Annotated in this window: 15 protein-coding genes; 5 read left to right on the top strand and 10 right to left on the bottom strand. The window is 53.9% G+C overall.

Going from position 1 to position 16,990, the window contains the following annotated elements:
- The first annotated feature begins 15 nt into the window (after positions 1-15).
- Entirely contained in the window at positions 16-1,650 is a 1,635-nt protein-coding gene (locus tag CAP31_RS00725) for a SagB family peptide dehydrogenase (RefSeq protein WP_087445778.1), read from the top strand.
- Here CAP31_RS00725 and CAP31_RS14885 read toward each other — a convergent pair.
- Positions 1,635-1,817: a hypothetical protein gene (locus CAP31_RS14885; protein WP_087445777.1), complete on the bottom strand. Its 183-nt coding sequence runs from the start codon at positions 1,815-1,817 to the stop codon at positions 1,635-1,637. The two genes, CAP31_RS00725 and CAP31_RS14885, sit on opposite strands and share 16 nt — an antisense overlap.
- Before the next feature lie 177 nt (positions 1,818-1,994).
- Between CAP31_RS14885 and CAP31_RS00715 the strand changes: the two genes are divergently transcribed.
- Genes CAP31_RS00715 through CAP31_RS00700 form a run of 4 tightly spaced genes read left to right on the top strand, consistent with a single transcriptional unit; the run spans position 1,995 to position 4,330 of the window.
- On the top strand, positions 1,995-2,993 hold the full coding sequence (locus CAP31_RS00715; protein ID WP_087445776.1) for a CsgG/HfaB family protein: 999 nt from the start codon (positions 1,995-1,997) through the stop codon (positions 2,991-2,993).
- Positions 2,993-3,325 carry a hypothetical protein gene (locus tag CAP31_RS00710; RefSeq protein ID WP_087445775.1) on the top strand — a complete coding sequence of 111 codons (333 nt, stop codon included), beginning with the start codon at positions 2,993-2,995 and terminating at the stop codon, positions 3,323-3,325. Before CAP31_RS00715 ends, CAP31_RS00710 begins: the two co-directional genes overlap by 1 nt.
- Before the next feature lie 10 nt (positions 3,326-3,335).
- Entirely contained in the window at positions 3,336-3,698 is a 363-nt protein-coding gene (locus CAP31_RS00705) for a DUF4810 domain-containing protein (protein ID WP_087445774.1), read from the top strand.
- A complete protein-coding gene (locus tag CAP31_RS00700) occupies positions 3,695-4,330 on the top strand; it encodes a GNA1162 family protein (RefSeq protein ID WP_087445773.1) in 636 nt (211 codons plus the stop codon). The genes CAP31_RS00705 and CAP31_RS00700 overlap by 4 nt, the downstream gene beginning before the upstream one ends.
- Before the next feature lie 180 nt (positions 4,331-4,510).
- On the opposite strand, the gene CAP31_RS00695 is transcribed toward CAP31_RS00700, so the two are convergent.
- The 9 genes from CAP31_RS00695 to CAP31_RS00655 form a co-directional block, all read right to left on the bottom strand.
- Positions 4,511-4,954: a glycine zipper 2TM domain-containing protein gene (locus tag CAP31_RS00695; RefSeq protein WP_087445772.1), complete on the bottom strand. Its 444-nt coding sequence runs from the start codon at positions 4,952-4,954 to the stop codon at positions 4,511-4,513.
- A gap of 54 nt (positions 4,955-5,008) precedes the next feature.
- Positions 5,009-5,311, bottom strand: coding sequence for a hypothetical protein (locus CAP31_RS00690; protein WP_087445771.1), 303 nt, complete (start codon positions 5,309-5,311; stop codon positions 5,009-5,011).
- A 271-nt stretch (positions 5,312-5,582) separates the two neighbouring features.
- The gene (locus tag CAP31_RS00685) at positions 5,583-6,959 is read right to left on the bottom strand and encodes a sensor histidine kinase (RefSeq protein ID WP_189836626.1); all 1,377 of its coding nucleotides are present in this window, start codon (positions 6,957-6,959) and stop codon (positions 5,583-5,585) included.
- Positions 6,934-7,623: a response regulator transcription factor gene (locus CAP31_RS00680; protein WP_087445769.1), complete on the bottom strand. Its 690-nt coding sequence runs from the start codon at positions 7,621-7,623 to the stop codon at positions 6,934-6,936. The genes CAP31_RS00685 and CAP31_RS00680 overlap by 26 nt, the downstream gene beginning before the upstream one ends.
- A gap of 7 nt (positions 7,624-7,630) precedes the next feature.
- Positions 7,631-10,726, bottom strand: a complete 3,096-nt coding sequence (locus tag CAP31_RS00675; RefSeq protein WP_087445768.1) for an efflux RND transporter permease subunit — start codon at positions 10,724-10,726, stop codon at positions 7,631-7,633.
- Positions 10,727-10,737: 11 nt separating this feature from the next.
- Positions 10,738-11,886 carry an efflux RND transporter periplasmic adaptor subunit gene (locus CAP31_RS00670; protein ID WP_087445767.1) on the bottom strand — a complete coding sequence of 383 codons (1,149 nt, stop codon included), beginning with the start codon at positions 11,884-11,886 and terminating at the stop codon, positions 10,738-10,740.
- Between the two features lie 3 nt (positions 11,887-11,889).
- Positions 11,890-13,161, bottom strand: coding sequence for a TolC family protein (locus CAP31_RS00665; RefSeq protein ID WP_087445766.1), 1,272 nt, complete (start codon positions 13,159-13,161; stop codon positions 11,890-11,892).
- A 134-nt stretch (positions 13,162-13,295) separates the two neighbouring features.
- Positions 13,296-15,959, bottom strand: coding sequence for an EAL domain-containing protein (locus CAP31_RS00660; RefSeq protein WP_087445765.1), 2,664 nt, complete (start codon positions 15,957-15,959; stop codon positions 13,296-13,298).
- Positions 15,960-16,468: 509 nt separating this feature from the next.
- Entirely contained in the window at positions 16,469-16,801 is a 333-nt protein-coding gene (locus CAP31_RS00655; protein ID WP_087445764.1) for a hypothetical protein, read from the bottom strand.
- Positions 16,802-16,990: the final 189 nt, after the last annotated feature.

The following is a 16,990-nucleotide window of genomic DNA, read 5'->3' as shown; positions in this document are numbered from 1 at the left end:
CGCCGTGCATCAGGCATGACAGCCACACCTGACGACATCGGCCGCACCCAGCCTGCAGCGGGTGCGGATTCGTCATTGACCAAGATTGTTGCTTATCACCAGCGTAGCAAACACCGTCTGGAACGCTACGCCGCCGGCCCGGAAACCCTGGACTGGAGCGCACAGCCCAACCCGTTTCGCGAATTCAGCGGCGCACCGCGCATCCGCCTGCCGATGATCGCAGATCGATTAACCGCCAGCTTCGCCGCATTGCATACACCCGGCGCTGTGGCAGCGCAGCCGCTCACGCTCGATCACGTCGCCGCCATGCTGGAGCTGGCATTCGGCCTGTCCGCGTGGAAGGAATACGGCCCCGATCGCTGGGCCGTGCGCTGCAACCCGTCCAGCGGCAACCTGCACCCGACCGAAGCCTATGTCATCAGCCGCGATATCTCCGAGCTGGAAGACGGCGTTTACCACTACCTGAGCCGCGACCATGCGCTGGAACGGCGCTGCCGCATTACCGCAGCCGCACCTGCCGCACAGCCCGGCCTGCTGGTCGGCATTTCGTCGATCACCTGGCGCGAAGCATGGAAGTACGGCGAACGCGCATTCCGCTACTGCCAGCTCGATACCGGCCACGCCATCGGCGCATTGCGCTATGCTGCCGCTGTATTGGGCTGGCATGTACGCATCGCCGATGCTGTCAGCCAGCAACAACTGGCAGAATGGCTGGGGCTGGACAGAGACGCCAACTTTCCCCGCGCCGAGCGCGAGGAAGCCGAGCTGCTGCTGGAAATCACCATTGCACCGGACGCGGATACAACCGCATCCTGGCTGCGCAACTCAACACAAACCGACTGGCGCGGGCAAGCCAACATACTCGACGCCCACCCCATGTACCGCTGGCCTATCATAGACGACATAGCCGCCGCCAGCCGCAAACCGGCAACGCAGCCTGCAATGTACCGCCCGGAAACGTCCGCCTTGGCATCAACCTGTAGCATGGCGGCAGCCACCCTGATCCGCCAGCGTCGCAGCGCCCAGCGTTTCGACGCCCGCTTCACGCAGGATGCCGACAGTTTCTACACCATGCTCACAGCGCTGCTACCCGACTCCGGTACGCCCTGGGATGTATGGAACGAAGTACCGCGCGTGCATCCGGTACTGTTCGTCCACCGCATCGACGGCCTCGCGCCCGGCATCTACGCGCTGCCGCGCAGCGCCGACGCCCAAGCGCGAATGCAGGCCACCATGCGCACAGATTTCCTCTGGCGCAAGCCCGACGGCTGCCCCGAACCACTGCCGTTATACCTGCTCGCCAAAGCCAATCTGGGCAAAGCGCTGAGAACCATCAGCTGCCATCAGGCCATCGCCGCCGACAGCACCTTCACCCTGGCCATTCTGGCTGAATTCGACACAGCCCTGCACAACGCCCCCTGGCGCTACCGGCAACTGTACTGGGAAGCTGGCCTGTTCGGCCAAGTGCTGTACCTGCAAGCCGAGGCCGCCAGCCTGCGCGGCACCGGCATCGGCTGCTACTTCGACGATACCTGCCACGAACTGCTGGGCCTGCAGGACACCACATTCCAGTCGATGTACCACTTTACCGTCGGCTACCCGCTCACTGACGAGCGCATCGCCAACCTGCCGCCCTATCCCCGCACCTGAAAAGACCCGGCCATGATCCTATTGCCCACACTCACCTCATGGCTGGCAGCACAAGGCTTTCCGGCAGACAATCTCAAGCCACCATCCACAACCACACCATGCCCGCGCTCGGTGACTTGTTTGACTGCTTCTGCCTTGAATTCGGCGGTATATCTTGCGCTACTCATTGGCTTCTCTCCTGTTCAGTTTCTACATCATAATGTGTCTACTGAAGCGGGTGAAGTCCAGATTTCGATGAGAGGGGTGAGTGGTAAAGTATATTACTCGGTGACGTGGTTACAGTTAATAATGTATTATCCGAATCACCCCACAGTGGCTAATATCAATAACCATAAGGAATTTGAATGCTTCCCAATAGCTTTTCTTCGGATTTTGCACGCCCACTTTTGGCCTTGCTAGGTTTGGTATTAATTTCTGGCTGCGCAATTCAAACCCCGACTGTGACACAAAAAGAAGCCCCACAGTCAATATCTAGTCAGAAAGCGGCACAGCAGGCTGTGATATCACAAGCACCGGTTGTTCCTAAGCTAAAACGTAAGATAGCCCTCGGCCGAATTACAAATGAAACTAATTATGGCCAATCTCTTCTGCATGATAACCATGACGATCCGCTAGGTAAACAGGTGACTGATCTGATGAGCAAGGCGCTTACAGAATCGGGGGAGTTTTTAGTTTTTGAGCGACCAGATATTGGTCGTTTGCAGGCAGAAAGCCGATTGACAGATACGAAACTTAATTTGGTGGGAGTGAATGCTTTAGTCATCGGCTCTTTAACTGAATTTGGACGTAAAACTGTTGGTGAGACCGGTTTCGTGTCGTCGAGCAAACGTCAGGTTGCATTTGCCAAAGTTGATGTACGTGTAGTTGATGTCAATACCGGACATGTTTTCTTCGCAACATCTGGAGCTGGTGAGTCGTCGACTGAGACTGCATCTACTTTCGGATTCGGGTCACAAGCTGCTTACGATGGCACACTCAACGATTCGGCAATTCGACAAGCTGTGTCTGAGGCAGTTAATCGCCTTGTGACAGAAATGAGCGCCACTCCTTGGCAAACTTATATTCTTAAAGCTGATGCCGGAATGGTTTATATAGGCGGAGGTAAGAGCCAAGGGATTAAACCAGGTATGACGTTCTCCGTACAGACACAAGGTGAGAAAATAAAATCTCCTCAAACAGGAACAGAGATTACATTGCCAGGACGTCAGGTTGCAAAAATTCGGATTGATTCTAACTTCGGGGATAACGACCTCAATGAAGGATCAACAGCAACTTTGATCTCAGGATCATTTAGCGGATACAAACCTGAACAATTAGTGGTACGTTCTGAGGGGGGTAAATAATGAATAAAGGCGTAACTCTACTATTGGTAACAGGGGCATTCATCGGTTCTATGCTTACTGAAGGTTGTACCCAGATGCCTACAGAGAAACAGAGCGTGTCTGATATGCGTCCTCAAATTTCATTTAAAGCTGATGGAAATCGTGCCCAGAGTTCACGTGTTATTGTAGATGGACTTGATATGGGCGTGGTTTCAGATTTTATTGATGGAAAATCGGCAGTTCGTGTTTTGCCAGGCACTCATATAGTTAGTGTGATTTCAGATACTGGCGTCTTACTCACTGAAAAAGTATATCTTGGCGACGGCGTGAGTCGTTCTTTTATAGTTAAGTAAAGGAAGTAAGATGCGATTTGTGGCGTTAGCATTTGCGGTTCTTGTTTTGGGTGGGTGTGCCGCCCAGCCTATGTACAATTGGGGTGGTTATGAATCCATGCTCTACAAAGGATATAAAGACCCCGCAAAAATGGAAGAAATGAAGGTAGGGCTCGAGAAGCACATTGCAGCAATGGACAAAACCGGTCAAAAAATTGCACCGGGATTGCTTGCTGAGTTGGGTACGCTTTATCTACAGTCAGGCTCATCGGATAAGGCAGTCGCTATGTATACCCGTGAGCGGGATACATGGCCAGAAAGCAAAGGGTTAATGGACGCTATGATTAAGAATCTAGAGCGGCGCAAACAGGCAAGCGCGGAGGTTGCTCAATGAAAAAAATAATTACAGCACTCGCGGCCTTATCATTAACAGGTTGTGTCGCGCAACCCGTCAAGTACGATATGAGTGCATTTCATGCCGCGGCACCGCGATCAATTTTAGTTGTCCCTATGGTCAACAAATCTCTTGATGTAGATGCGCCAAACTATGTGCTGTCGACATTGCCAGAACCGCTTGCAGAAAAAGGTTATTACGTGTTTCCTGTTAACACGACTAAATACGTATTGGAACAAGAAGGTTTGTACGAAGCTGACCGCATTCGTATGATGCCAACCCCGTCTCTTGCTAAGTTGTTTGGTGCTGACGCTGTACTCTATGTAACCATCAATCGATGGGATGCACAGTATGCATTTATTGCGGCCACTGTGACTGTTGATTTCGATTACCGAATGGTTAGCAAAGATGGAACGGAAATCTGGAAAGAGCATAAAACCATGCAGTATTCCCCGCAAAATAGTAACTCAGGATCGCCTCTGGCGATGCTGATTGTGGCTGCGATTAATGCTGCGGCTACTCGCGCGGCTCCAAATTATATGCCGCTTACGGAACAAGCTAATCAACAAGTTTTTGTGCTTGGTCAGAATGCGATCCCAGATGGACCTTATTTGGTGAAGAAGATGCCATAAGGTAATGTAGGAAAATCTGAAAAAATGAGAAAAACCTGACTAGCAATTGTTCATCGTAATTAGAAATTATATGATTTCACGTTACCGATATCTAGACCCTGATGAGAACCTATAAAAACGTATTTATCAAAAATTACGTAAAGCAAAACCCGGATTTATTTCCGGGTTTTGCTTTTACAGCTATTGCCGATAGAGTGCACCATTTTCAATGCGTACCTTATCCCCCACTTTAAAATTACCAGATGTAGACCGAGTCAATGTTTGATAGGAACCATCATTCATATAAATGGTAAATTTATAGGCATTGCCCGTGCCGGTTTTGCCTTTCTCCAGCTGATGCCCCACATAAGCACCGGCGGCAGCTCCGCCAACCGTAGCCACTGTTTTCCCGGTACCACCGCCAACCTGATTGCCAAGAATGCCGCCAACGACGCCACCGGCTACCGTCCCCAGGCCGTAACCGCTACCCGCAATACCGCCCCCCTGCTGAACCAATTCGATAGACTGTATAACTCCGTTACCAGAACGGGCAGTATCCGAACGTGTGCCGGTCGTGTCACACGCTGATAAAGCAAAAGTAATGGATAGCACGAGTAATATTTTCAATTTGGTTATCGATGACATGGTAAATCTCCTCTTGTTGTATGGATGGGTGTTGTCTACGCGGCAAGCCGCATCTTAATCCCGATCATGGCCCCGATTGCCTCGATCATCGTCACGACCTCTATAACGGATTTCCTTGGGATATCGATTAGGCGGCAAATCCAGCCAGGGGCCAGATCGGGTATTTGCATAACTCCAGCGATTGTTATGGTAATAGTAATAATATCCGCTGAAATAGTAATATGGCTCGACACCCAGCTCTACTACCACCGGCAAGGCCGGTGCAACTACCACGCCCGAATCGTGATGCGCAGGAACGACGATACATCCATTAAGAAGAAACACCGTGACCAATGCGGTAAAAATTATTTTGTACATTTGATCCTCCTGTTTAAGCACGCTGAATATTGAGCGGGTATTCTCTCCTTGGAAAGGATCCTTCCCTTACGGGTTCATTGCGTTATAGAAAGAGAATGGGGAGTAAGTGCTGATAATTGAGCTTTCATGGTAGCTCATAAGACTTGAATTTCAAGGAGATTTGGCAGTTTAACTGAAACGGACAATACCATACCGGTTAGGCGGGATTCAATGCGCAGCCATTAACTACCAAGCATGAAGACAGCAAAATTATCGCGTTTATAACCCGGAATCAGGCTGTTTGCTGAGGAAAGTGTACGATTATTCTGGTGCCGCGACCATGTTCCGGAGTGGTAATGACAAGTTCGGCCTCATGCAGTTTGGCGATTTCCTGGACAATGGCAAGGCCGAGTCCGCAGCCATTGCCAGGGCTGCCGTCGACACGATAAAAGCGTTCCAGCACCTTTTCCCGCTGGGATTCAGGGATGCCAATTCCGTTGTCCTCGACCTCCAGCACAGCACCGGTATCCTGATAGCAGCGTATGGTGACATAGCCGCCTTCACGCGTATATCGGATAGCATTATCGATCAGATTGGCGATCAGCTCCCCAACCAGCAAGGGATCTCCCCACAATTTCGCTGATGCGATTTCAAAACCGAGATCGATATGCTTGGTATTGGCACGGCCCAGCCATTGACCGATAACATCTTCTATCAGATTGGCCAGGTCCAGATGCTGCATTGACATCAGATGCAGCGCACCGGGTTCGGCACGGGCTAAAGTGAGCAATTGATTGGCCAGATGAGCGGCGCGCTGAGTTGCAACCAGCAGCTGCTTAAATGTCGCACGCAAGTCATCCGACATGTCGCTACGCAATGCTACCTCGACCTGGGTTTGCAGTCCGGCCAACGGTGTGCGCAGCTGATGGGCGGCATTGGCGAGAAACCGCTGTTGCCCGTCTATCGCGGCAGCCAGCTTATTTAACAGCGTATTAAGGGAAACAATGACCGGGCGTACTTCTTCAGGCGCATGATTTTCCGGCACAGGGCGCAAATCGCGCAGCGAACGTGCAGCGATATCGGCTTGCAGTTTCTGTAACGGCGTAAGGCCGCGATTAATGCCAAACCATACCAGAATCACGGCGGCCAATACCATCAGCAGCGCCGGTGCGATCATGATTGCCAGTATTTCATACAGATTATGATCGCGCTTGGTCAGGGTTTCGGCAATCTGGATCACCACATAATTCGGGCTGTCGTCCAGCTGGATGCGCAATGCGGCAACCCGGACATTTCGTCCATTTACAATTGCATTATAAAACAGAGGCTTGGTAGACAGGCGCGGCGGGACAGGAAGGCGCAGGCTGCCCGCAAAGATGTGGCCGTTATCGGTAGCGAGCTGATAATACAGACTGTCATAGGCATCGGTGAACAGCGAATGCAGCGATTCCGGCGACATTTTCAATATCGGCTGGTTATTGACCGTTTCGATGTGCTGACTCAGGGCCTGCATCGGATCGAGCAGCGCCCTGTCATAGGCATCGGTTGCAGAGGTTCTGGCAATGTAAAAAGCGCCCACCGACGCAACAGCCAGCAACCCCAGCAACGGGCCGAGCAGCCAGCTCAGCAGTAATCGCTTCAGACTAGACTGGGCTATGCTGCGGGACATCGTCAGCCTCGAGCAAATAGCCGAATCCGCGTATGGTGCGGATATTGACGCCAGCCGGCTCCAGCTTGTTGCGCAGCCGCGACATGTATACCTCGATGGCATTCGGACTGATGGTTTCATCCCAGCTGCATACGGCCTGCAGGATTTTATCCTTGCTCAATACCTGACCTTGCCGCATCAGCAGATATTCGAGCACGCCCCACTCGCGTGCGGTCAAATTCAGTGGAGTCTGATTCAGCCAGGCCCGATGGGCCAGCGTATCCAGAATCAGGTTGCCGCAAACCAGCTGCGCGCTATTGAGCTGCGCGCCGCGCCGGACCAGAGCGCGCAGTCTGGCTTCGAATTCGCTTAATGCGAAAGGCTTGATCATGTAGTCGTCGGCACCCAGATCCAGACCGCGTACCCGGTCGGTAACGGCATCGCGGGCCGTCAGTATCAGCACCGGGCATAGCTGGCCGCGGGCGCGCAAGCGCTTGAGTACACTGAAACCATCGATACCGGGCAAACCGATGTCCAGCACCACCAGATCGTAGGATTCTGAACTGAGCGCCAGATCGGCGCGCTCGCCGCTGTTTACCTGATCGACTGCATACCCGGTCTGATCGAGTGCCCGCACCAGACCAGCCGCCAAAAGATCGTCATCTTCAACAATTAGAACACGCATTTACACCTCACTCAGGAATGTTATCTGCAGGTTTCGGGATGGCCGCGCGCTGGAAAGCGAGCGGCAACAGCAACAGCGTAAACAGGGTCGCGGATACGATACCGCCTACAATAACCACTGCGAATGGACGCTGGGTTTCGGAGCCGATGCCATGGGATAACGCCGCCGGCAACAAGCCCAGCCCGGCCATCAATGCAGTCATCAGTATGGGGCGCAGGCGCTGTACTGCGCCTTCCAGCACCGCAGTGCTCATGTCAGAGCCGTTGCGCAGCAAATCGATGATTTGTTCCATCATGATGACGCCATTCTGCACCGAAATACCAGCGACAGCTATAAAGCCCACTGCCGCGGACACCGAGAGATGCAGGCCAGCCAGACCTAATCCTGCGATACCGCCGATCAGCGTGAACGGCACCATCATCAGCACCAGACCGGCGAGGCGCACCGAGCGGAACGCCCAGAACAATAACGAAAAAATCATGAATAAACTGATAGGCACGATGATCTTCAGGCGTTTCATTGCCCGCTGCTGATTTTCGAATTGCCCGCCCCAGGTAATATGGTAACCGGGCGGCAGTTTGACCTGCTCCTTCACCCGCTGCTGCGCTTCAGCAACGAAGCTGCCCTGATCGCGCCCGAGCAGGTTGGACTTGACCGACACGTTGCGGCCGCCGCCTTCGCGACTGATGCGCGAAGCACCCTGTTTTACCGAGATGCGGGCAATATCGCCCAATGCAATGGTACCGGCTCCATTGGGCAGCGCTACCTGCAAATTGGCCACGTCATCCACGGCATCCCGATAACGCTTGTCCAGACGCAGGGTGACGTCGAAGCGGCGTTCGCCTTCGTAGAAATTATTGATCACCTGCCCCCCAAGCGCCGTCTGGATCACGCTATTGGTATCGGCGACATTGATGCCGAGCCGCCCCATTTTGGCGCGGTCGAGGACGATATTGAGTTCGGTCTGACCGCTGACCTGGATTGCGGCAACGTCAGTGGCGCCGGGTGTTTCGGCCAGTATGGAGGCTATCTGGTCGGCTTTGTCCTGCAGGATTTCCAGATCGGGACCAAACACTTTTACAGAAATCTCGCCCTTAACGCCGGACATTGCTTCTTCCACGTTGTCCTGAATAACCTGTGAGAAATTGGTTGGCAACCCGGGGATACGCTTGAGTTTCGCCGTCATGTCCTCGATCAGGGCTTCCTTGCTGGCGAAATGCCAGGTTTCGCGGGGTTTCAGATCCGCCAGGATTTCCATGTTGTTCGGGCCCTTGGGATCGGTACCGTCATCCGGACGGCCGACGTGGGTAACCACGTTACCCACTTCGGGATAGCTGCGCAGGATGGCGCGGACCTCGCGTTCGATGTCCTTGGTCTTGTCCAGCGCGGTTTGCGGCGGCAGGCTGATGGTGAGCCAGATATTGCCTTCATCCAGCTTGGGCAGGAATTCGCTGCCCAGCATCGGCGCACCGGCCAGGGCGAGGGCCAGTAACCCGAGCGATGCCGCCAATATCACTTTAAAGCGCTCGCCCGCCCAGAGTAGCAGCGAGCGGTAGCGCTGCTGCAGCTTATGCATCCATTTCGAATGCTTTTCTGCCATGCCGTTGCTGCCGAGCGTATACGACAGCAGGGTCGGAATCAGGGTCAGGGTCAGGATCAGGGCGCCCAGTAACGCGAAGCTCAGCGTCAGTGCAACCGGGGTGAAAATCTTGCCTTCCACGCGCTGAAAAGTGAAAATCGGCAGGAACGCCAGAATGATAATGGCCTTGGAAAACAAAATCGGATGTCCCAGCTCGATCGCGGTCTGCTTGAGGGCATGGGTGCGCCAGCCCAGTGTGTTGTGTGCCTGATTCAGGCTGCCAGCCGCCAGCCGCACCATCAGCGCCTCAACCAGCACCACGGCACTGTCGATGATGATGCCGAAGTCCACGGCGCCGAGCGATATCAGATTGGCGGAGACGCCGCGCGCATCCATCAGCACAAACGCGAATAGCAGCGCCAGTGGAATGATCGATGCGACGATCAGTGCTGCGCGCCAGTTGCGCAAGAACATGATGAGGATGGTAATGACCAGTGCCGCGCCCATGATCAGGTTGTCGGTTACGGTATGCACCGTGTGCTTGATCAGCTGGGTGCGGTCGTAAATGGTGTGCAGCTTTACGCCGGGAGGCAGTTTGGCGTTAATATCATCGATCTTGAGTTTGAGGTCGGCAACGACTTTTGCCGCATTTTGTGCCTTGACCATCTGCACGATGCCTTCGACGACATTGTCCTGATCATTGAAAGCCACTATCCCGGAACGCGGGCGCGCACCGATGACCACCTCGCCGATATCCCCCACTTGCACGGTCTTGCCGTCCTTCGCCGTAATCACGACATGGGCGATATCGTCCAGGCCGGTAAACAGGCCCTGCCCGCGCACCACCAGCGATTCGTCACCGCGGCGCAACAACCCTCCGCCGACGTTCGCACTGTTGACGGACAATGCCTGCGCTACCTGATCCAGCGTGACGCCGTATTTTTTCAGTGCATAGGGATTAGCGTTGATCTGGTATTCGCGGATGACGCCGCCAAAGCTGACGACATCGGCGACACCCTTGACCATGCGCAGGGCCGGACGGATCTGCCAGTCCTGAATAGCGCGAATTTCGGAGATCGGCATATTGGCAGGCGCTTCCAGCACATAGCGGTAAATCTCGCCGACGGCGGTGGATAGCGGTGCCAGGGTAGGCTGTATTCCCGGCGGCAGGGTGACATTCTGCAATTTTTCCAGCACCTGCTGGCGCGCGAAATAATCATCCGTGCCATCGGAAAAAGTCAGGGTCACGATCGACAAGCCGGTAATCGATACCGAGCGCAGCTGGGTGATCCGCGCCACCCCGCTCATCTCGCGTTCGATCGGCAATGTGACTGTACGCTCCACTTCTTCCGGTGCCTGGCCTACAGCCTGAGTGACCACTTGCACCTGAACATCCTGCACATCGGGGAAGGCCTCTATGGGCAGATTGTCCAGCGCATTGATGCCGAGCAGGATTAATGCGACTGTCAGCAGCAGTATGAATACGCGCTGTTGCAGGGCGAAGGTAATGAGTTTATCCAGCATGGGCCGCCTCGTTATTTGGCAGCGCCAAGTTCGGAATTAAGCAGCAAGGCACCGGCAGTGACAATGCGCTCGTTTGCCTGCAAACCATCGACTGTGTAGCTGAATTGGCGGTCTTGCGCGACCAGCGATACACGGCGCTTTTTCAATACGCCGGGAGCCAGCTCGACAAACACGTAACTGTACAGACCGTCGCTGACCAGCGCCGTGTTGGGGATACGGAATGCGGTCCTGCTGATATCGGCGATCAGGGTGACGCGCGCGTACATTTCCGGCTTGAGCAGATTGTCGGTGTTGTCTACCGAGCAGCGTACTGTTATGCGGCGGGTAATCGGGTCGAGAGCGGGCGCCACTTTTTCGATGCGGCCCTTGAATTGCTGATCCGGATAGGCGTCCACGGCGATGCTTACCGGACGCCCGATCCGGGCTTTTGAGAGCAGATTTTCCGGCAGGTCCACGGTTACCCATACCTGCGCGGGATTGGTGATGATAAACAAGGGGTCAGCCAGATCAGGGCGGATTTCCTCACCCGGGTTTACCTGGCGCTGGGCGACTATTCCATCAATCGGGCTGCGTAGCGCATAACCTTCATTGGTGCTGTTCATGCCATTGGGCATCAGGTTTTTCAAGCGCAGCTCAGCGCGGCGGGCTTCGGCACCGGCGGCAGCATAATCCGCTTCCGCCGCTTCCAGATCCTTGCGGGCCAGTGCGCCGCCCTGATACAGGGTACGGGCACGATTCAGCGCCAGTTGCCTGAGGCGTGCATCCGCATTCGCCTTTTCAGTATCGGCGATGGCGTTACCCAGATCGGGCGCATCCATCAACAGCAAGGTTTGTCCGGCACGTACGCTGTCGCCCAGTTCGGCATTGATCTTTAACACCCGCCCGCCGATAGGCGCGGCAATCCGGGAAGTCACGTTTTCGTTATAGCTGACTTTGCCGTTCAGCGGATCGGCTAACGGTACGGGTACGCGCTGCACGACTTCGCTGTGGATTGCGGAGAGCTGCGGCGCACCGGCGACATAGCGCAACACATCGGCTTCGGCTGCGGGTTTCGTCTTTGGCTGAACCGCAGGCGCGACCGGGCGAGAGCTGTAATAGTAGTAAGCGCCTCCTATCACTCCCGCGGCGATGAGTACGAGCCATACATGCGACTTTTTCATAAATTATTCCTGAGCGATTTGAGTATTGGTGCGCCATATGGCGAGTGCACGGGCGTAATCGGATTGTGCACTCAGTGCTTCGAGCTGGATGGCACGCCAGGTGCGGCGCGCATCCAGCAAATCGACGGCCGAGATGGCGCCATTGGCAAAGCCGAATTCAGCAGCATCCATGGCCTGGCGAGCGGCAGGCAGCAGGCTGGTCTGATAGCGTAGCAGCCGCGCCTGACTGCTAGCGAGCGCGGCCTGGGTGCGATTGAGCTCGCCAAGCGCGAGCGCACGCACCCGATCCAGATTGTCTTCGGCTGCGTTTAGCGCCACTTCGGCATTGCGGATATCGCCCTCGAAACGATTACCGAGAAACAGCGGGAAACTGATGCCGAGACCGACCGTATTTTCTGTCTGGCCGGGATAATGTTCTACCTGGGCGCCCACCGAGATATCGCGCGTGCGCTGCGCCCTGACCAGCTCTTTGTACTGGCGCGCGGCATCGACCCGCGCCTGGGCTGCCTGCACATCGGCGCGGCGGGAGATGATGCTGTTGAAATCAGGGGTAGTGCCAGAGCCATTGACTGCGGGCCAGCTGTCATCGACCTGGATTTGCGCAGCCTGATTGTCCAGCCCCAGCAGATAGGCTAACGCAATGCGTGCATTGGCGGCATCGGCGACGGCCTGCTCGGCGTCATTTTGAGCGCGCAGCATATCGACCCGGATGCGGGCGACTTCCGAAGCGGCAATATCGCCGGCCGATAGCCGCAACTCGGCCTTTTTTTGCGATGCTACCGCGAATTCGGCGGCTTCCGCTGTGAGCCGTATCTTGTCCTGCGCGTAAGCGACATCATAGTAGGTGTTAAAGAGCGCGATACGTTGCAGGCGCGTGATATCGGCCAAATCGGCTTCGCTGGCCTTTTCCAGTTGCCCGGCGGTCTTGATGCGCAAGTCACGCTTGTCGCCCCGCTCTATCACCTGATCCACGCGCAATATGGTGTCCATGCGTTTATCATAAGGACTGCCTGCGCCGACGCTATGGGGGTTGATGCTGGCGGTATTGATGGAGACTTGCGGATTGGGCCGTGCTGCGGCGGATAATTGCGAAGCTTGCGCAGCTTCAACGCCGCGCTGCGCTGCCAGCAGGTCGCGATTGTGCGCCAGCAGCATGGCCTGAGCCTGTGCCAGCGTTAATAAGGTCGGAGATGCTGCAGGCACAGGTGTTGTTGCTAGCGCCGCTGACGATGTTGCCAGCGCGAGCCAGAGTGTAAATGCCAAACGAGTTTTCAAGCAGATCTCCGGCGCGAGTAAAGGCGTGATTATATGGCAGAAACCTGACAATAACCTTAACTCTGCTTGACAACAGATTTACAATGGGTAAAGCAAAGAATAATGCGCTTGGGTCTGGGTCAGAAGAGAAGCAATTACGCCATCGCGGTTGAGTTCAGCTTCAGATGCAGTTCTTCGGCCGGCAGCGGCTTGCTGAAATGGTAGCCCTGATATTGGTCGCAACCATGTTCGTGCAGGAAGGCCAATTGAGCTTCGGTTTCCACGCCTTCTGCCACTACCCGAATGTTCAGGCGGTGCGCCATGACGATAATGGCGGCTACCATGGCCTCATCGTTGGGGTCGGTGGTGATGTCGTGGATAAAGGCCTGATCGATCTTGAGCTTATCAATCGGAAAACGCTTGAGATAGCTCAGGCTCGAATAACCGGTACCAAAGTCGTCCAGTGACAGTTCGATACCTAGCGCCTGCAGCTGTTTGAGCCGGATTATCGACTCTTCCGGGTTTTCCATGATGACGTTTTCGGTAATTTCCAGACCGAGCCAGCGGGGATCGACGCCAGTTTCACTGAGGATGGCGCTGAAGGTCTGCACCAACTGAGGCTGGCGGAATTGGCGCGGCGAAAGATTGACTACCATGCGCCGCAAAGGTATTCCCAAGTCATGCCATTTGCTGAGCTGGATGCACGCCTGCCTGAATACCCATTCACCCAGCGGCACAATCAATCCGGAATCTTCGGCCACAGGAATGAACCGGTCCGGGGGAATCAGACCCTGGCTGGGGTGATGCCAGCGTAGCAGCGCTTCGGTAGCAGCAATGCTGCCGTCAGCCAGATTGACCAGTGGTTGATAATGCAGCAATAACTCGCTGCGCTCCATAGCCTGACGCAGACTGTTCTCCATCAGTAATCGTTCGGCAGCAACGGCATTCATGCTCTGAGTGAAGAACTGGAAATTGCTGCGTCCACTATCCTTGGCATGGTACATGGCGGTATCGCTATTCTTGAGCAGGGTTTCGACATTATCGCCATCTTGCGGATAGACGGCGATGCCGATACTGGCGCTGGTATGCAGTTCATAGCCGTTAAGCAGGCAGGGTTCAGCCAGGTTGAGTAATATTTTGTGTGCTACCAGCGCGGCGTCTTCGGCGGTACTCAGACTGGTCAATAGCACGATGAATTCATCGCCGCCTTGCCTGCCTACGGTGTCACCCATCCGTAACGAGGCGGTGAGCCGTTGCGCGACAGTTTGCAGTAGCTGATCGCCGGTGTCGTGACCGAGCGAATCGTTAATGATCTTGAATTTGTCGAGGTCAATGAACATTACGGCAAATTGGGTGCTCGCGCGCTTGGCGCTGGTAATGGTTTGCTGTATCCGGTCCTGTACCAGATTCCGGTTGGGCAAATTGGTCAGACTGTCGTGATTGGCTAAATGAATGATTTTGTTTTCGGCGGCTTTGCGTTCGGTGATATCACGCATTATGCCGATGAACCGGCGTTGTCCGTCCAGTGAGAATTCCGAGACCCGCAGATCCATGGGAAATATTTCACCATTCTTGCGTAGCGCAGATACTTCCCGTCCGAATCCGATCACATGTTGCTCGCCTGTATAGAGATAGCGTTCCAAGTATTTATCATGCGCGCTACGGTCTGGCTCCGGCATTAATATGGAGACGTTTTTGCCAAGAACTTCCTTGCTGTTGTAACCGAACATGCGTTCAGCTCCTGGATTAAACAGTTCAATAGTGCCGCTAGCGGAAATGCTGGTTATGCCTTCATCAATATTGTTTAATACTGCCCTCGTGCGTTCTTCGCTATCGCGCAAGCTGGCGCTGGTCTGACGAGCCTGCTCTTCCGAATGTACCAGTCTGCTTACCAGCGGCAAAAGCAGCCAGCGTAATAGCATCAGTGCCAGGATAATGATACCGGCCAGCAAGGGTAACAGGAAATGCAGCTGATTCCAGACCGGTGCATAGAGTTCGGCTGTATCCATTTTCAGCACCATACCCAGCCCAAAACTGTCGATGGGTGTGTAGGCGGCGATAACTTGCTGGTGACGGTAATCCTGTGCAGTGATAAATCCGGTTTTGCCTTCCAGTGCATAGGTCATCGGTAACGGCACGCCTTGGGCGGTTCTTTTGGAAAGCGTGAAAACCCGCGTGTTGAGTGTGGTAGGGAAACATTGCATGTTGCTGCCTGTAGGCGCGCATAAAGCTAATTCTCCTGTGCTCCCCAGGTTTTTTGCATCATTTAACATATCGCTAAGCGCAGGCAAGGGCATTTCTGCAACCACGTTACCGACTGCTCGTCCCGCATCGATAATGGTTATTGCTATGCGCAAGAACAGCTTTCCTGACGAGAGTAATTGTACGTGCCCGGAAACATTATTAAGTTGAACAGCCAAATCCGGATGCTGAATGGGGTTCCCGGCGTGTGCCAGTATTTGCCCGTTTTTCCCATACAGTGTTATGGACGAGAGCCCGGTAACAAAAAAAGACTTGGTCGCCCGATCAAGTGCATGGATAGCTACGGCATCATCAACATGCTCGTTTGCACGCTGCAATTGCTCGATAAGGAAAGGGCGTGTCGCGATCGTTGTAATCTTGTCAATATCGTGTTGAATTTCCGATGTCGTTAGTTCTTTGCGGTTTTGCAGGGACGACTGCAAACTGTTACTGAGGAGTTGCTCGGCATGGCGTTGCATGACGTAAAACACCATGATGCCGGTAAATAAGGCCACTGCGATTAAAATTGCACCTGTAACCAGAATAATTCGATGATGATTGATTTCTTTATGTAACATGTCTTCTGGAGCGGGTGGGTTGTTATGCGCTTATGAACAGAGGAAAGAGAGGCATGGTCAGCTCGCCGATGCAAAGCGGTCAATACGCGAACCGCTTGACTATATCACATATCTCAAGCACAGACATCGTCTAAAAATCCTGTCATTTCAAGTACGTTGCCCATAATAAAAAGACATGAAGGTCATGTATGCGAGCTCAAAATATTTTGTAATGCCGGTTATATTTCCGACCAATTCGGCATCGTTTGCAACGGCCCGGGTACAGGATTAAGGGTTTGGAGATGAGAAACCGGTTAGATCAGAACTGATCCCATGTCACGGCTATTCTTGGCGGGGGATCGAGTAATGCATTATCCTATGATAATGCTGATGTAATTTGGGCACCCGAAAACAGATGCCGCTAGTGATTCCGGCCGTAAATGCCAGTGCAGAACCATGAATAAATCAGGCAAACGTTGTGCACGAACAGTTTCTTGTCTGCCTTGCGGTTAATCGGCCGGATTTACAGATCAGTGCAACTCATTCCCAAATCCTCGTCCCTGGACTTTGGGATCTTCCGCTTCGAAAGGATCGCTTAACTGTATCGCATGCGAATTCCCCCATGCGGCCAGATCGGCTACTTCGACTCCCAGCCAGTAAAAATCGCCGACCGAATCCGTGCCGTGCCCCCCTACGAGCCGCTGGTCTGGCTCAAGCAGTATGTGGTGGGAGTATTCCATCGCGGCATTCTCATCGCGGAACACTTTCCACATTACCACGCGTTCTTCCTTGGGATCTGCCGGTAAAGCCCGGTTATCATTTAACAAGTGTTTTACCTGATCATTCAGATTGATGTTGTTCATGATATCTCCTTTTGTGGTGGTATCTTATGGCGGCAATGGGTCATGACAGAAGCCGCTCAAGATATCAGACAATTTTCATTGCCAATGATTCCAACTATATGTGCATAATGAATACGCATTTGCTGGATGCAAGTATAAGGAAAATGGCTGCTGCGGGATGTGCGCAAGCACACACGACCAGAACGCATA

The sequence above is a fragment of the Sulfuriferula sp. AH1 genome, assembly GCF_002162035.1.
Taxonomy (GTDB): domain Bacteria; phylum Pseudomonadota; class Gammaproteobacteria; order Burkholderiales; family Sulfuriferulaceae; genus Sulfuriferula.
The sequence above is the reverse complement of the archived record's forward strand: the minus strand, read 5'-3'. Positions and strand labels throughout refer to the sequence as shown.

Excerpts from the sequence above, each read along its gene's own strand:
- CAP31_RS00655 (WP_087445764.1), bottom strand. The coding sequence starts at position 16,801 with ATGAACAACATCAATCTGAATGATCAGGTAAAACACTTGTTAAATGAT.
- CAP31_RS00680 (WP_087445769.1), bottom strand. The coding sequence starts at position 7,623 with ATGCGTGTTCTAATTGTTGAAGATGACGATCTTTTGGCGGCTGGTCTG.
- CAP31_RS00705 (WP_087445774.1), top strand. The coding sequence starts at position 3,336 with ATGCGATTTGTGGCGTTAGCATTTGCGGTTCTTGTTTTGGGTGGGTGT.
- CAP31_RS00700 (WP_087445773.1), top strand. The coding sequence starts at position 3,695 with ATGAAAAAAATAATTACAGCACTCGCGGCCTTATCATTAACAGGTTGT.
- CAP31_RS00685 (WP_189836626.1), bottom strand. The coding sequence starts at position 6,959 with ATGTCCCGCAGCATAGCCCAGTCTAGTCTGAAGCGATTACTGCTGAGC.
- CAP31_RS00710 (WP_087445775.1), top strand. The coding sequence starts at position 2,993 with ATGAATAAAGGCGTAACTCTACTATTGGTAACAGGGGCATTCATCGGT.
- CAP31_RS00675 (WP_087445768.1), bottom strand. The coding sequence starts at position 10,726 with ATGCTGGATAAACTCATTACCTTCGCCCTGCAACAGCGCGTATTCATA.
- CAP31_RS00715 (WP_087445776.1), top strand. The coding sequence starts at position 1,995 with ATGCTTCCCAATAGCTTTTCTTCGGATTTTGCACGCCCACTTTTGGCC.
- CAP31_RS00725 (WP_087445778.1), top strand. The coding sequence starts at position 16 with ATGACAGCCACACCTGACGACATCGGCCGCACCCAGCCTGCAGCGGGT.
- CAP31_RS00670 (WP_087445767.1), bottom strand. The coding sequence starts at position 11,886 with ATGAAAAAGTCGCATGTATGGCTCGTACTCATCGCCGCGGGAGTGATA.
- CAP31_RS14885 (WP_087445777.1), bottom strand. The coding sequence starts at position 1,817 with ATGAGTAGCGCAAGATATACCGCCGAATTCAAGGCAGAAGCAGTCAAA.
- CAP31_RS00690 (WP_087445771.1), bottom strand. The coding sequence starts at position 5,311 with ATGTACAAAATAATTTTTACCGCATTGGTCACGGTGTTTCTTCTTAAT.
- CAP31_RS00695 (WP_087445772.1), bottom strand. The coding sequence starts at position 4,954 with ATGTCATCGATAACCAAATTGAAAATATTACTCGTGCTATCCATTACT.
- CAP31_RS00660 (WP_087445765.1), bottom strand. The coding sequence starts at position 15,959 with ATGTTACATAAAGAAATCAATCATCATCGAATTATTCTGGTTACAGGT.